The sequence below is a fragment of the Halomonas sp. SIMBA_159 genome, from assembly GCF_046536035.1.
Taxonomy (GTDB): Bacteria; Pseudomonadota; Gammaproteobacteria; order Pseudomonadales; family Halomonadaceae; genus Vreelandella; species Vreelandella venusta_A.
In genome coordinates, this window is sequence record NZ_JAWJBT010000001.1 from 1 (window position 1) to 13,870 (window position 13,870).

General features: G+C 55.0%; 16 protein-coding genes. 11 read left to right on the forward strand and 5 right to left on the reverse strand.

Annotated elements, in window-relative coordinates; all coding sequences use genetic code 11:
* A partial coding sequence (locus tag R0J87_RS00005; protein ID WP_498883514.1) for an IS30 family transposase occupies positions 1 to 392 on the forward strand: 392 nt, incomplete at its 5' end.
* A 254-nt stretch (positions 393 to 646) separates the two neighbouring features.
* Here the strand turns inward: R0J87_RS00005 and R0J87_RS00010 are convergent.
* Both R0J87_RS00010 and R0J87_RS00015 read right to left on the reverse strand, forming a co-directional pair.
* Positions 647 to 1,771 (reverse strand): GGDEF domain-containing protein, encoded by a 1,125-nt coding sequence (locus R0J87_RS00010; protein WP_498883515.1) that lies wholly within the window; start codon positions 1,769 to 1,771, stop codon positions 647 to 649.
* Positions 1,768 to 2,304, reverse strand: a complete 537-nt coding sequence (locus tag R0J87_RS00015) for a molybdopterin-dependent oxidoreductase (protein WP_498883517.1) — start codon at positions 2,302 to 2,304, stop codon at positions 1,768 to 1,770. Before R0J87_RS00015 ends, R0J87_RS00010 begins: the two co-directional genes overlap by 4 nt.
* Before the next feature lie 355 nt (positions 2,305 to 2,659).
* On the opposite strand from R0J87_RS00015, the gene R0J87_RS00020 reads away from it, so the two are divergent.
* Both R0J87_RS00020 and R0J87_RS00025 read left to right on the forward strand, forming a co-directional pair.
* Positions 2,660 to 3,241 carry a histidine phosphatase family protein gene (locus R0J87_RS00020; RefSeq protein WP_498883519.1) on the forward strand — a complete coding sequence of 194 codons (582 nt, stop codon included), beginning with the start codon at positions 2,660 to 2,662 and terminating at the stop codon, positions 3,239 to 3,241.
* 98 nt (positions 3,242 to 3,339) lie between these two features.
* Positions 3,340 to 4,215 (forward strand): pirin family protein, encoded by an 876-nt coding sequence (locus tag R0J87_RS00025; RefSeq protein ID WP_498883521.1) that lies wholly within the window; start codon positions 3,340 to 3,342, stop codon positions 4,213 to 4,215.
* Positions 4,216 to 4,222: 7 nt separating this feature from the next.
* Here the strand turns inward: R0J87_RS00025 and R0J87_RS00030 are convergent, their stop codons facing one another.
* On the reverse strand, positions 4,223 to 4,849 hold the full coding sequence (locus R0J87_RS00030; RefSeq protein WP_498883522.1) for a DNA-3-methyladenine glycosylase family protein: 627 nt from the start codon (positions 4,847 to 4,849) through the stop codon (positions 4,223 to 4,225).
* A gap of 134 nt (positions 4,850 to 4,983) precedes the next feature.
* On the opposite strand from R0J87_RS00030, the gene R0J87_RS00035 reads away from it, so the two are divergent.
* From R0J87_RS00035 to R0J87_RS00050, 4 genes are all read left to right on the forward strand, one after another.
* Positions 4,984 to 6,327, forward strand: a complete 1,344-nt coding sequence (locus tag R0J87_RS00035; protein ID WP_498883784.1) for a type II toxin-antitoxin system HipA family toxin — start codon at positions 4,984 to 4,986, stop codon at positions 6,325 to 6,327.
* A complete protein-coding gene (locus tag R0J87_RS00040; protein WP_498883524.1) occupies positions 6,324 to 6,644 on the forward strand; it encodes a helix-turn-helix transcriptional regulator in 321 nt (106 codons plus the stop codon). Before R0J87_RS00035 ends, R0J87_RS00040 begins: the two co-directional genes overlap by 4 nt.
* Positions 6,645 to 6,786: 142 nt before the next feature.
* Positions 6,787 to 7,998 carry an MFS transporter gene (locus R0J87_RS00045; protein WP_498883526.1) on the forward strand — a complete coding sequence of 404 codons (1,212 nt, stop codon included), beginning with the start codon at positions 6,787 to 6,789 and terminating at the stop codon, positions 7,996 to 7,998.
* A gap of 107 nt (positions 7,999 to 8,105) precedes the next feature.
* A complete protein-coding gene (locus tag R0J87_RS00050; RefSeq protein ID WP_404344321.1) occupies positions 8,106 to 8,369 on the forward strand; it encodes a YMGG-like glycine zipper-containing protein in 264 nt (87 codons plus the stop codon).
* 9 nt (positions 8,370 to 8,378) lie between these two features.
* Here R0J87_RS00050 and R0J87_RS00055 read toward each other — a convergent pair whose 3' ends face one another.
* Complete coding sequence (locus R0J87_RS00055; RefSeq protein ID WP_498883528.1) at positions 8,379 to 9,074, reverse strand: extensin-like domain-containing protein; 696 nt, start codon at positions 9,072 to 9,074, stop codon at positions 8,379 to 8,381.
* Positions 9,075 to 9,209: 135 nt separating this feature from the next.
* On the opposite strand from R0J87_RS00055, the gene gmk reads away from it, so the two are divergent.
* The 4 genes from gmk (at position 9,210) to R0J87_RS00075 (ending at position 12,835) form a co-directional block, all read left to right on the forward strand.
* On the forward strand, positions 9,210 to 9,842 hold the full coding sequence (gene gmk / locus R0J87_RS00060) for a guanylate kinase (RefSeq protein WP_498883530.1): 633 nt from the start codon (positions 9,210 to 9,212) through the stop codon (positions 9,840 to 9,842).
* A 90-nt stretch (positions 9,843 to 9,932) separates the two neighbouring features.
* Positions 9,933 to 10,193: a DNA-directed RNA polymerase subunit omega gene (rpoZ, locus tag R0J87_RS00065; protein WP_188639579.1), complete on the forward strand. Its 261-nt coding sequence runs from the start codon at positions 9,933 to 9,935 to the stop codon at positions 10,191 to 10,193.
* A 26-nt stretch (positions 10,194 to 10,219) separates the two neighbouring features.
* Positions 10,220 to 12,352 carry a RelA/SpoT family protein gene (locus R0J87_RS00070; protein ID WP_188639580.1) on the forward strand — a complete coding sequence of 711 codons (2,133 nt, stop codon included), beginning with the start codon at positions 10,220 to 10,222 and terminating at the stop codon, positions 12,350 to 12,352.
* A 93-nt stretch (positions 12,353 to 12,445) separates the two neighbouring features.
* On the forward strand, positions 12,446 to 12,835 hold the full coding sequence (locus tag R0J87_RS00075; protein WP_083025411.1) for a RidA family protein: 390 nt from the start codon (positions 12,446 to 12,448) through the stop codon (positions 12,833 to 12,835).
* Between the two features lie 95 nt (positions 12,836 to 12,930).
* Here R0J87_RS00075 and R0J87_RS00080 read toward each other — a convergent pair whose 3' ends face one another.
* Positions 12,931 to 13,812, reverse strand: coding sequence for an SDR family oxidoreductase (locus tag R0J87_RS00080; RefSeq protein WP_404344317.1), 882 nt, complete (start codon positions 13,810 to 13,812; stop codon positions 12,931 to 12,933).
* Between the last annotated feature and the right edge of the window lie 58 nt (positions 13,813 to 13,870).

Genomic DNA, 13,870 nt, shown 5'->3' on the forward strand with positions numbered 1-13,870 from the left:
GACAAGGTAAAACCACACGCAAGCCTCGCCGTGGCGAAGTGGATCGACGTGGACAGATCCCTGACATGGTCAGCATTTACTTACGTCCGCCCGAGGTCAGTAAGCGTGAAATGGCACAGCATGCAAAAATCACTCAAGAAACGGGCGTTGCGATTTATTTTTGCGATCCCCACAGCCCCTGGCAACGTGGGGCCAATGAGAATATCAATGGTCTTATCCGTCAATATTTACCGAAAGGAATGGACCTTTCAGCACATAGCCAGGAAGAGCTGGATGCCATTGCCTTTGAGCTGAATATGCGACCTCGAAAACGCTTTGGATTTAAATGTCCGATAGAAGTGATGAGCGAGCTGATGGCCAAGTACCATGAAAGCCCATCAACCATCCAATGAGTGTGTTGCACTCAGAGTCTGCATCCGCCAACTCATTGATATTTGAGGTGTATTTTTTCTAAGCTACATTAATATTAATAATATTGAGTGAAATATTTAATAGTTTTATAAACGCTATTTTTTACATCAGACGTTGTCTTTTATTTCTAATAATTCTTTTTAAGTCACTGCAAAGTGGCTTGAAAAGTTACATTTTATTTATCATTAAAGGTGCTGCCAAAGCTTAGGATGTCAAAATGATAGATATGCCTTTTCTAACCGATTTCTACGCGATTGCGACCGTGCGATTTCGCCTGATATAGAGCTTTATCTGCACGCGCATAGAGATGTTGAAAAGTCACTTCCTTTTGGCGTGATACCGCCACGCCTATACTCACCGTAATAGAAGTTGTGATGCTTAATTGTTGATGTGTTAGTTCGCTCACTTTTTGACGCAGCCTTTCTGCTAATTTCATGATACCGTCTTCTTCCGTATCTGGTACTAACACACAGAACTCCTCACCTCCGATCCGAGCTAATATATCTACTTCACGAGCTTCATTTTTTAATACTTCTGCAAATACCTTAAGTATTTGATCGCCTGCAGGATGTCCATATGTGTCATTGACATATTTGAAGTGGTCTATATCTATGAGAATCAAACCTAGCGGGCAGCCAGTTCGTTGGGTGTGTTTGCAAAAGTGTTCTGCACAGCTTAGTAAATAGCGGCGATTGCCTAATTTTGTTAATTCATCAAACTGACTGAGTTGCATTACCTTATGGTGTTGACGCTTGAGTCTAAATAGAGATATCAGAAGTCCTGCTATTAGTATCAGAGTCATAAAAGCCAACACTGATATAGTGCGCCCCAAACGCTCCATGACAATACGCTGCTGGGCTGCTTCTGAGTGCACAAGCCCTTCCAAGGTGCTGTAAATCATGGCTAAGTCGTTTTCAATCACTTGGCCATGATGCAAAAAAATTTCGGTTGAGCCGCCTAAGATAATTCCATCAAACTGCTCTCGCATCTTGGCCATACGCTCCTTAACATCCAGTAGCTGTGCCAGAGAGTCATTATAAGCAGGTTTGGAAAGCTGATTGGCCTGTATGCTAAAACTAATTCCATCAATATGCTGTGGTATCCGCCATATAAGATTTTCTAGCCGACTGAAAACTTCAGGTTCTCCAGGACGATGACGTAAATCTTCCAGAGCGTTTCGAAACATAACGGCATGTGTCTGTGAGCGAACAATTACGGCTACTAACGAGGTATAATTAGACCCCATATTTTGACGAACATGTAAACCATATAATGCAGTAGCAATGGCAGAAGTACCCGCTACTAGAATAAAAGCTAACCCCAATTTCCAGCCTACGGACTTGATGGCATTCGACTTCATTGGACAACGATATCTCGAATTGACCAAATCCAGTGGGTCATGTTGGCTGTACCCGCTTCAACAGACTCTGCCTCAGCGGGTACAATCAGCATTGTAGGACCAAAATCAGTCAGCGTTAGAGGCTCTCCGTTGAGGCGGGTAACGAGCAGGTGGTCCCGCTGAAGGCGATCTTCTGAAGTTATAAAAACGCTGTAATCGTCATGAGCGATGAAGCGAAGCGTAGCCGCTTCATCAATATTTTGAGCAAATAGTAGATCTTTAAGCCATACGCCTGCAAAGCTGCCATGTAATCCTTTGAAGTGTCGCAAATTTGCTGCATAAAGTGGCAAGGATTCGATGTCAGCACGGCTAAGGTAATGGTGTCCTTCTGGCGTATCCATCATCAATATGGGAGCCTCATCCTGAGAGAGAGCAAAAGTGCCAGAAGCAGGCTGAACCTCAGCTGCCAGTAAAATAGTAGCAAAGAAGCTCAGTGATATTATTAATAACAACCCTAGGCGTTTGCGAACACCAAGCAATGAGAAATTATTCATATTTTTATAACTCTTTGAAAATATTGAAAATTAAATGGCTTTGTTTGTGGGGTTAATTATATCTGGAGTATTTTGCATTAAACGATACTGTATTGTCTTGTAAGGTAGATCAAAATTTGCGACATGCCCTAGGAACAGCGCCTCGTTATTTGTTTGCAGGTCCCGAGCCTTGAGCAAGATAAGTGATTCATACACTGTGATGGCGGGAGTGTGTGACACGAAAATTTAGAAGCCTCATGCACAGTATGCAAGCAACCCATAAATTCATGGCAGTTTTGGCTTGTGGCTAGACCTTTCCTTTGAGTTCAACTTAACCTGCGGTTGCTTGCCAATACTGATCAAGGGCTCCCTCGCCATGTTTCTATCACGACTACGTAAAATCGCGAACCCTTTGCTGCTTAGCCTGTTAGCAGCACTCCCCCTTACCGCCCACGCCAACACCGCCACTTGGCAAGCGCTTCAAGAGGGCGGTTTGGTCATCCTCATGCGCCACTCGCTGGCCCCCGGTATCGGCGACCCGCCGGGGTTTGTGTTGGAAGCGTGCGAGACCCAGCGCAACCTTTCTAGCGAAGGGCGTGCCCATGCGGTGGCAGCAGGGCAGGCGTTGCGGGAGCGGGGCGTGGCGATTGATGCGGTGTACAGCTCCCAGTGGTGCCGGGCGTTGGAAACCGGTGAACTGATGGCGCTGGGGTCGGTGGTGCCAGCGCCGTGGCTGAATTCGTTCTTTCGTGGGCGTGGGGATCAGGTGGCCATTACCCAAGCGGCTCGTGAGCGTATGGCGGGGTGGCAGGGGCCGGGGAATATGCTGCTGGTGACGCATCAGGTGAATATCACGGCGCTGACCGGTGGGGGCGTTAGCTCCGGGGAAATGGTGGTTGTGCGCCCGCAAGAGGAGGGCTTCACGGTGGTGGGGCGGCTGAGCGTTCCCAGCCGTTAAGGCTTTCTATTCATTTCCTTCAACGAACCGGGGCAAATTATTCGCTCCTCATCCGTCAGCTGAGGTTTTACGCTGGGCGTATTGATAAGGAGAGCGTTATGTCATCAGCCAATACTCCATCCGTTCGCCGCGTGGTTGCCCAGCATCCTGCCCACCGTGACGATATCGGTGATTTGGTCACCCGCCGGCCGCTGCCAGGGCCCGGGTTGGATCAGCTCGACCCGTTTCTGTTTTTGAATCACCACGGCCCGCAGGTTTACCCGGCCAATAACCGTGGGCTGCCCTTTGGGCCGCACCCGCACCGTGGGTTTGAAACGGTAACGTTTATTTTAGAAGGCTCGCTGGCCCATGCCGACAGCGCCAAGCACCAAAGTGTGATTCACGCAGGTGGCGTGCAGTGGATGACCGCCGGTAGCGGTATCGTCCATGCGGAAATTTCGCCGGAGGCGTTTCTGCGCGAGGGCGGCCCGCTGGAAATCTTGCAGCTGTGGGTCAACCTGCCGTCACGACTGAAGATGAGCGAGCCGCGCTATATGGGCTTGCAGCAAGAGGGTATCCCTGCCGTTCAACTTTCTGGCGGCGGTACGCTCAACCTGATTGCTGGGGAGTGGCAGGGGCAAGCAGGCCCGATTGAATCGCTGACGGGCGTATTCATGTCGACGCTGGCTCTGCCTGCGGGCGCGCATGAACAGCTACCCGTGGCCCCTGGGCGGCAGGTGTTTCTATACGTGGTGAGTGGCGACGTGACGGTTGGCGGCGAGCCTGCTAAAGCTCACCATTTGATCGAAGTCGACCGTGACGGTGAAAGTCTGAGCATTGAAGCAGCGAGCGATGCGCGCCTGCTGTTTGGCCATGGCGAGGTCATTGATGAGCCGGTCTACTCCCACGGCCCCTTTGTGATGACCACCCGCGATGAGATCGTCCAGGCGGTAGAGGATTACCAGAACGGTAAGTTTGGCGGGCTTACGCTTTAAAGACCCGCTAAACCGGCTCGCCGCGATAGTAGTGCCATAAAAACAGCGAGCCCACGCTGCGCCAGGGCGACCAGTGCTCTACCATCTGGCGAGCTTGCTTCGGCGTGGGTTTGTTCTCCATGCCCTTCAAGCGGCCTAGCGCTACCCTTAAGGCGAGGTCGTCGGCGGGGAAAATATCGGGCCGCTGGAGCGAGAACATCAGATAGATCTCCGCGCTCCAGCGGCCAAACCCGCGCAGTTGGGTAATCGCGGCAATGGCTTCGTCATCGCTAAGATGCGCTAAGCCATCTGCACTAAACGTGCCCGCCAGCTCTGCGTCGGCCAGCCCTTTGGCATACTCGATTTTACGCCACGATAGCCCCGCATCGCGCAGCGCTTGGCCTTCCACCTCCATCACCGCCTTGGCGTGCAGCTCCGGCAGCAGCGTATTCACCCGGCCCATAATCGCCCGGGCGGCTTCGGTAGAAATCTGCTGGCTCACAATGGTCGAGAAGAAGGTCGCAAAGCCTGGGTCGCGCTGGCGCGGGTTGGGCGCGCCGACTAAGGGGTAGGCGCGGGCAATGTCGGGGTCGGCATTGGCCAGTGCCTGCATGGCGCGTTCAATCATAGCAACGGACGTGTGATCAGACGGCATGATGTCTCCTGGAAAAATGGGTAGAAAAATGCTCATTAATCGCATTTTGATCTTAATTTGAGTATTAAAATGCACATTATGGTGCCTTGGGCTACACTTTTGAGCATTAAACTACTCAATTAAGGTGAGCTGTGTTGCTAACCGTTCAAGCCTTCCATCAAGGGCAGTGGCACGATGCCGCCGAGCTGATCATCGAACAGCCAGAGCGAGGCCGTCGGGGGCCTGCACGTCTGGGCTACCTGACGGATTATGCCCTTGAGTGGTTGGATCGCGACGATGAGCACGCTTGTAGCCTTCGTTTGCCTATTGAGTTGATGAATACCCATCAGTCGCCACGTTGGTTCGCTTTTTTAGACGATATCATGCCGTCCGGGGCCAGCCGACGTTACTGGGTCACGCAGTTGGGAATAACGGCGCTTAGTGAAGCGGAGCAGGATGCCGCGCTATTGGCCCAGGGCGCGATTGCGCCAGTGGGCAATTTGCGCATCAAAGAGGCTCTTCCTGAGCGCCCTGCTGGCAGCACGCTTGAGCACCAGCGCTTTGCTTTGGCTGACGTCGTCAATCGGGATAGTGATTTTCTTGCCTATGCGCAGCAGATGGGGGCCGCCGGGGGCGGTGCGACCGGAGCAGGTGGCGAAGCGCCTAAGCTGCTGCTGCGCTGTTCGCCAGATGATCAGGTCTGGATTGATACCTACCAGGATGATCTGACGAATATCGATCAGCACTATTTGGTGAAATTTCCTCGCGGTCAGCGCACCGTGATCGATAGCGACATATTGCGTGCGGAGTATCATTTCTATCACGAGCTAGCGGCATTGGGTGTCGCGACCATCGATACCCAAGGGATGAGGTTAATAGAAGGTGAGCGTTATCCATCGCTATGGTTGCCCCGCTTTGACGTTGGTTATCAAGGGGGGGCGTGCACGCTTTATGGCTTGGAGTCTGTGTATTCAGCCATGGGGAAGGAGCCGGGAAGCTTTTTGAATCATTTTGCCGTGATTGAGGCGTTGGTGGGTCTGTTGAGCCAACAGTTCCGCGTGCGTGAGTCGGGTGGCCATTTCGATACGGCGAGCTTTGTCAGTGAGTGGGTGAAACGCGATCTGCTCAATATTGCGTTTGCTAACAGCGACAACCATGGCCGTAATACGGCGCTGCTGAAAACGCCGCAAGGTATCTGGTGGGCACCGGTGTACGATTTTGCGCCCATGAAGGCTGACCCAGAGGGAATTGTAAGAACCACCACTTGGGGAACGCCGTTTGAGGAAGGACGGGAGTTTAATTGGCTCGCCATTGCGGAACGTCTAAGCGTCTATATTCCCCCAGAACAACTGATGACAGAGTTAAAAGCGCTGGGAAGTCAGCTAGTTGGCCTGAAAGAGCGACTCGCTGAGCGGGGCGTGCCCGACGCCTTACTGGCATCGAGAGCGGTGGGGTTTGATTATTTGGACACTAAGCTGCAGCGCTGGGGGTTGCTATGAAGCGCAAAGAACTCTCTAGCATTGAGCGTGAGGCGCTGCTGACGACGCTCGCGACTCAACTGGTGCGTGAAGAAATCAGCTCGGGGCAGGTGTTGCGTCAGCTACGCCGGGATGTATTGGGCATGTCGCAGACGCAATATGCTGAGCGGGTGGGTATCAGCCGTCGCACGTTGTCTGATTTGGAAGCTGATAAAGCAAGTCCTACCGTGGCGCTGCTTAACCAAGTCTTCCGCCCGCTGGGCCTGCAGGTCGGCTTACTGCCGCGTAACCGTGAGTTGCGCGAGCGGTTGTTGTCGGTGAAATCTTCTACCGTTTGACCCCCACGCTTGATGAATGAGTTTGCACGCTAACTTTTTTAGCGTCTCATATTCCTACTTTCGTCTAATCCTGCCATCATTTGACGCAATCTAAGACCGTTTTAATAAGCAGGCGCTTTATCTAGCGCCTGGGGAGAGAGGTATGCAAGAGTCGTCATCGGGGCTGGCGCGTAACCCGCGATTGGTAGAGTTTGTTCTGGCGCTGGGCGGGTTTGGCATTGGCACCAGTGAATTCGTCATTATGGGGTTGATGAACCGCGTGGCGGAGGATTTAGCCGTGACCGTGCCGCAAGTGGGCTATGCGATTAGTAGCTACGCCCTGGGCGTGGTAGTGGGTGCACCGCTGATTTCGGCGCTGGCTGCACGGGTACCCAGGCGGGCGCTGCTGATTGCGCTGATGCTGGTGTTTGCCGTGGGCAATATTGCCAGCGCCATGGCGCCGGGGTTTTGGTCGTTTGTGGGTCTGCGCTTTTTGGCGGGGCTGCCTCATGGTGCTTACTTTGGCATAGCGGCACTGGTCGCGGCTGGAGCAGTGCCAATTGACCAGCGAGCGCGGGCTATTTCGCGGGTAATGTTGGGGCTCACGGTAGCGATTTTGATTGGCGCGCCATTGGGTACCTGGGCGGGTAACGCTTTTGGCTGGCAAATCGCTTTTGCTGGGGTGGGGGTCATTGCGCTGTTAACGGCGCTGCTCATTCGGTTATGCGTGCCGGTGCAGCCGTTTGATGCACATGCCAGCCCATTGAGAGAGCTATCTGCACTGGTGAAGCAGCGGGTGCTGGTCACTATCGCGATTGCTTGTATTGGCTGCGGCGGCATGTTCTCGATCTTCAGCTATGTGATGCCGACATTGACCCAGCAGGCGGGCATGAGCGAAGCGCTGGGGCCGCTGGTGTTGGTGATTTTTGGCCTGGGCTCTATCGCCGGTAACCTGGTGGGCGGGCGCATGGCGGATAAGAACCTGATGCGGGCAATACCTACCATTTTAGTGTGGTGTGCGGTGGTACAGGGGCTCTTTTACTTTGCTGCCAACGAGGTGTGGTCGGGGCTGCTGTTCGTGGGTTTGGTGGGCACTAGCATGGCGCTGGCGCCTTCGCTGCAAACCCGTTTGATGGATGTGGCTGAGGACGCTCAAACCATGGCGGCATCCATGAATCACGCGGCCTTTAACGGGGCGAACGCGCTGGGTGCGTGGCTGGCGGGCTTGGCGATTAGCGCCGGGTTTAGCTGGTCGAGTACTGGGCTGGTCGGTACCGGGCTTGCGCTGTGTGGCTTGGTGATTTTTGCTTGGGGGCGCTGGTTGGAAAAACGCACTTACCCAGCGCAGCCGTCGATGGCTCAGAGTTACAAATAAAGTGCTATAAATAAGACTTTGCTAAATAAAGGCTTAGGTTATTTAAGGTGGCAAAAAGTGCGTATCGTTCCTAGGGTGTAAAGGTGCAATCCATAAGGAGGTGACCTATGCATAACCTAGTGAAGACATCGCGCGTTGCAACCCCGCGCCTCGTGACATTAAGTGCAATTGCCGCCATTACTCTGGCGCTGGCGGGCTGTGGCTCCACCACTGGCGAGCGCGCCACCAGCGGTGCGGGCGTAGGGGCAGCCGTGGGTGCTGGGGCCGCTGCGGCCACGGGCGGTAGCGTCACTCAAGGCGCCGTGATTGGCGGTGGCGTGGGTGCTGCCACCGGTGCCGCCACCGATGAGGACGATATCAACCTCGACTAACTCGCCCCACTAGCGGCAAAGCCTGAAGCCGCGCATGCCTAAATGAAAGTGGTCGGCATGCGCGGCGTTGTACTCAGGCCCCAGTACATTGCCGAAGGTATCACACGCGCCATCTCGCGCTGCGCGTAAAAACTTCCCCGCGTTACCCACGTCATCCCAGTCGTTAATCAGCGATATCTGCTGGCCGTTCTCAAACTGAAACCCCACCACATCCAGCGCTTCGGCGGTGGCGTGCTCGCTACGCCGTCCTGTCTCACGACCATAAACATTACGGCAGGCAAAGCTGCCCACGTGGTTCACCTGGGCGACCCGGCTACCCATGATCTCCTGCGCCGCAGGCTGCAAGGCATGGCGTTCATACATCACCCATGCAATGGCCAGCGGGCACGATGCCACAAAGCTTTGGCTAAAGCGCACGCTGCTGCTCTGCATGCGGACAATGTTGCTGAGCGGGCAGCTGGCGGTGGGGGAGTAGTCGGCCAGGGGCGCATAGCGCAGCTCGCTCTCTGGCACGGTGTCCAGCGCTGCCAGGCAGGCGTCGCGGTCATCGTTTAATCGCTTGAGCTTCAACTGCGTGACCGGCGTGATGGGGTCATCCACATGTAGCGGAGCCCAGGGTGCCCAGTGGCGGGGGATCTCGATAATGCCTTTCTGAAGCGCGACCCCTAGCGCAATCAGGCATAAAATAATCACTGTGCTGCGCATGCTGACCTCCTTGTGGCTTCTTGGAAACGCTACAGTCCCTGCCATGGGTGTGCGATACTGCGCACCCTATAACGTCGGCAGCGTCCGGCCTGTGTGATAACGAACGACCATTTTGACTAACTAGGGAAGCGCTTCATGTCCCATGGTACGCTTTTTATTGTTTCTGCCCCGTCGGGCGCGGGTAAAACCAGCCTCGTACGTGAGCTGATCGAAAGCCTGGATGGCATTCAGGTGTCGGTGTCGCACACCACGCGCGCCAAGCGCGAAGGCGAAGTCAACGGCGTGAACTACCACTTTACCCAAGTGCCTGACTTTGAAGCGATGATCGCCCGGGGCGACTTCTTTGAGTATGCCAAGGTCTTCGACAATTACTACGGTACATCGCGTCAGGCAGTACAAACGCTGCTAGATGCGGGGCAAGATGTGATTCTTGAAATCGATTGGCAGGGCGCTCAGCAGGTACGTGAACAAATGCCCTCTGCGGTGTCGATTTTTATTTTGCCGCCGTCACGCAGCGAACTGGAGCGCCGCCTCTCAAGCCGTGGCACCGACGAGCACGCAGTGATTGCACGGCGCATGCGCGATGCGGTCAGCGAGATGTCTCACTACGATGAGTACGACTACTTAGTGATTAACGACGACTTCACCACTGCCCTGCAGGAACTGCAGTCGTTAGTGATCAGTCGTCGCTTAACGCGTGCTGCAATGCAAGAACGCCACGCCCCCTTGCTCGATGCGCTCTTGTCACAGGCACCTAGCGTCGAGTAATCTATCAGGTTCTATCACCACTTTTTTTCGCTGGGTCGGCGGCATTGTTCCATCATGCCGGCCCGGCGTCGTTATTACAGGAAGGCCCCCATGGCTCGCGTAACCGTTGAAGATTGTCTAGAAAATGTAGAAAACCGCTTCAAACTGGTGATGATTTCTACCCAGCGTGCTCGCCAGCTGGCTCGCGGCTCTCGCGATGCGCTGCTGCCCTGGGAAAACGACAAACCCACCGTGATGGCGCTGCGTGAAATTGCCGCTGGCCTTGTGGACCACACCGTTCTTGATGAACCGGTTGAAGCGCCTGTTCGTGCGCGTCCTGCCATGGCACCTAGCACTCACATCGACGATTAAGCCAGTATCGATTAGGGGCGCGGTACATGTTCACCATTGATGACCTGGCCGACCGACTCGGCGGCTATTTACCCCCGGACGAGATCCAGCAGGTCAAGCGCGCCTTCTACTATGCTGAGCAGGCCCACGACGGCCAGCGCCGTCGCTCTGGCGAGCCGTACGTCACTCATCCGCTCGCAGTCGCTAATATTCTCGCTAACATGCACATGGACCATCAGAGCCTGATGGCCGCCATGCTGCATGATGTGATTGAAGACACCGGCGTCTCCAAAAAAGCCCTGGCGGCCCAGTTCGGCAAGCCCGTGGCGGAGCTGGTGGATGGCGTCTCCAAACTGACCCAAATCACCTTTGAAGATAAAGCCGTCGCCCAGGCGGAGAATTTTCAAAAGATGGTGTTGGCGATGTCGCGGGATATTCGCGTCATTATCGTCAAGCTGGCGGATCGGCTGCACAACATGCGCACCTTGGGCGCACTGCGGCCCGATAAAAAACGCCGCATTGCGCGTGAAACGTTAGAAATCTACGCACGCATTGCCGGGCGGTTGGGTATCAATACCATCCGTATTGAGCTGGAAGACCTCTCTTTTCAAGCGATTCACCCCATGCGCGCTGAGCGTATCAAGCGCGCGGTGGCCAGCGCGCGGGGCAATCGCCGCAGCGCCATGCGGGAAATTCAGTCGTCGCTGCAGCAGAGCTTGGACGATGAAGGCCTAAAAGGCACCGTAATTGGCCGCCAGAAGCATCTGCTCTCGATCTACAAAAAGATGCGTGACCAGCGTAAGCCATTCGCCGAGATTATGGACGTGTTCGGTTTTCGAATTATTACCGAAGACGTGGCCAGCTGTTACCGTATTTTAGGCGTGGTGCATAACCTCTATAAGCCGGTACCAGGGCGCTTTAAAGATTATATTGCGATCCCCAAAGCGAACGGCTACCAAAGCCTGCACACCACGCTGTTTGGCCAGCGGGGCATGCCGATTGAAGTGCAGATCCGCACCCGTGAAATGGAAGCCATGGCCAATAACGGCATTGCCGCGCACTGGCTTTATAAAGCCGGGCAGACGGCGCATCCGATTGCCGAAGGCAGCCACGCCCGCGCCCGCGCCTGGGTGAAAGGGTTGCTGGAGATGCAGCGCCACGCGGGGGATTCGCTGGAGTTTATCGAACACGTCAAAAACGACCTGTTCCCCGACGATATCTACGTGTTTACGCCCAAAGGCGACATCATGGAGCTGCCCCAGGGCGCCACAGTGATCGACTTTGCCTACAGCGTGCACACCGATATCGGCAACAACTGTATCGCCTGCCGCATCGACCGCCACCTAGCGCCGCTCTCCACGCGCCTGGAAAGCGGCCAAACCCTGGAAATTATTACTGCCCCTGGCGCGCGGCCCAACTTGGCGTGGCTGAATTTCGTGACCACTGCCAAGGCACGTTCAGCGATCCGCCATGCCTTGAAGCACCAGCAGCAGGCCGAAGCGGTGATGCTCGGGCGGCGGTTGCTCAATAAAGCCCTGGCGCCTTTTGAAACGAGCCTTGAGGAGCTGGACGAGAGCATCTTCGAGCAGGCCTTTAAAGAGTTGGATGTGTCATCGCTGGATACCTTGCTGGAGTCGTTGGGGCTGGGTAATCGGATGGCGCATATCGTGGCGCGGCGCCTTGTCGATGTGGCCCACGGCGACAGCTTTGATAAGAGCCTGACGGAGAATAGCGATAAAGCCGTGGTGATTAGCGGCAGTGAAGGCATGGTGATTAACTTTGCTCGCTGCTGCCACCCGCTGCCCGGCGACCCGGTGGTGGGTCACCTTTCCGTGGGTAAAGGCTTAGTGGTACACCGCAGCGAGTGCAAAAACCTCGCTGAGCGTAAAAACGACCCTGAAAAGCTGTTTGCCTTGGAGTGGTCCGAGCAGATTGATGAGGACTTCCCGGTCGCGCTGCGCATTGAGATTGAAAGCCGCCGTGGCCTAGTGGCCGAACTGGCAGGCCTAGTGACCGATGCCGATGCCAATATCGAGCGCATTGGCATTGAGGAGCGCGATGCGCGTCTGTCGAGCGTCAATTTAACGCTGTCGGTGAAAGGCCGGGTCCACCTCGCTCGGATTATCAAACGCATCCGCAACCTGCCCAACGTTGGCAAAATCACCCGTACCGCAAACTAAACGTCTATGTGTTGAGCGCTGGCCTGCCAGGCTGGCAGCGTAAGCCATGGCGATAATAATCAACGTTTCATTCCTACAGGAGCATGACACCCCATGAGCAATAAAGCGGTTATCAACACTGAAAAAGCCCCCGCCGCCATCGGCCCTTACTCCCAGGCCATCAAGGCGGGCAACACGGTTTACCTGTCGGGCCAGATTCCGCTTAATCCGGAAACCATGGAAATTGTCTCTGACGATTTCGAAGCCCAGGCGCGTCAGGTATTTACCAACCTGCAGGCCGTATGTGAAGAAGCTGCTGGCTCGCTGGGCGATATCGTCAAGCTCAACCTCTACCTGGTCGACTTGGACAACTTTGCGATCGTGAACAAGGTGATGGAAGAGTTCTTTTCGATGCCCTTCCCCGCTCGTGCGGCGGTGGGTGTTAAAGCGTTGCCTAAAGGCAGCCAGGTAGAAGCCGAAGCCGTGATGGTGATTGGCGATTAATCGCCGCGTTACGCTAAGCGGAGCGTTTAACCGCGCATAAAAAAAGAGCGAGCTGTGATCAGCTCGCTCTTTGCGTTTGGATAGCGCTAGGGTAATTAAGCTTTTTGCAGCTCTAAAAATCCACCCTCTTTCAACACCTGGGCATACCCTTCTTTATAAGTGGGGTAGCGGAAGGTGTAGCCCGTCTCGAGAATGCGGCGGTTGTCGCAGCGCTTGCTGGTGCGTCGACGCAGCGGCGATTGCATGGTCTCGGTAGATTCTACTTTCAACTGCTTAGCGAGCCACGCCATGACATTGTGCAGGGTGACCGGTTCGCAGTCGCTGCCCAGATAAAGGTCGGCCAGCGGTGAGCCGTTTTCCTGGCAGCGAATCAGGTGCGCCAGAATGCCGGTGCAGTCGTCGCGGTGGATGCGGTTGGAGTAGCTCACCGGCGTCACCGCAGCAATGCGGCCTTCTGCCACTTGGTGAATCAAGCGGTCGCGCCCCGGGCCATAAATACCGGAAAAACGCACCACCGTACCCGGCAGCGGGTGATTCAGCAGGGCCTGCTCAGCTTCGCACATCAGGTTGCCCGAGAAGCTGGTCGATTCCGTGGGGCTCTCTTCGTTAACGACTTCGCCCTCTTGCTGGCCATAGACGCTAGTAGAGGAGACAAAGAAGATGCGGCGCGGCGGTTTTTCGTGCTGTTCCATGACGCTGAGAACGCGCTTGAGACCGTCTGGGTAGGCGCTCTGGTAAGCACTCTCTTCAAAGCGGTCTGCGCTGACGGTGTAAATCACGTAGTCGGCTTGGGGCAGTGCGCTAGCGTCGGCCCCTTCCAGGGTGCTGAGATCCAGGGCTAACGGCTCAATGCCGGTATGCTCTAATGCCTTGGCTTGGCGGCGCACGCCAATCACCCGATGCCCCTCGTCCAGCAGCTCTTGTCCAAGCGTGACGCCGATGTCTCCACAGCCGATAATCAGTACCGTTAGCTTCAACTTGCTCACCCCTCTTGATTAATATTCCCTATCAGATACAAAGTCCCTATGAGATGTG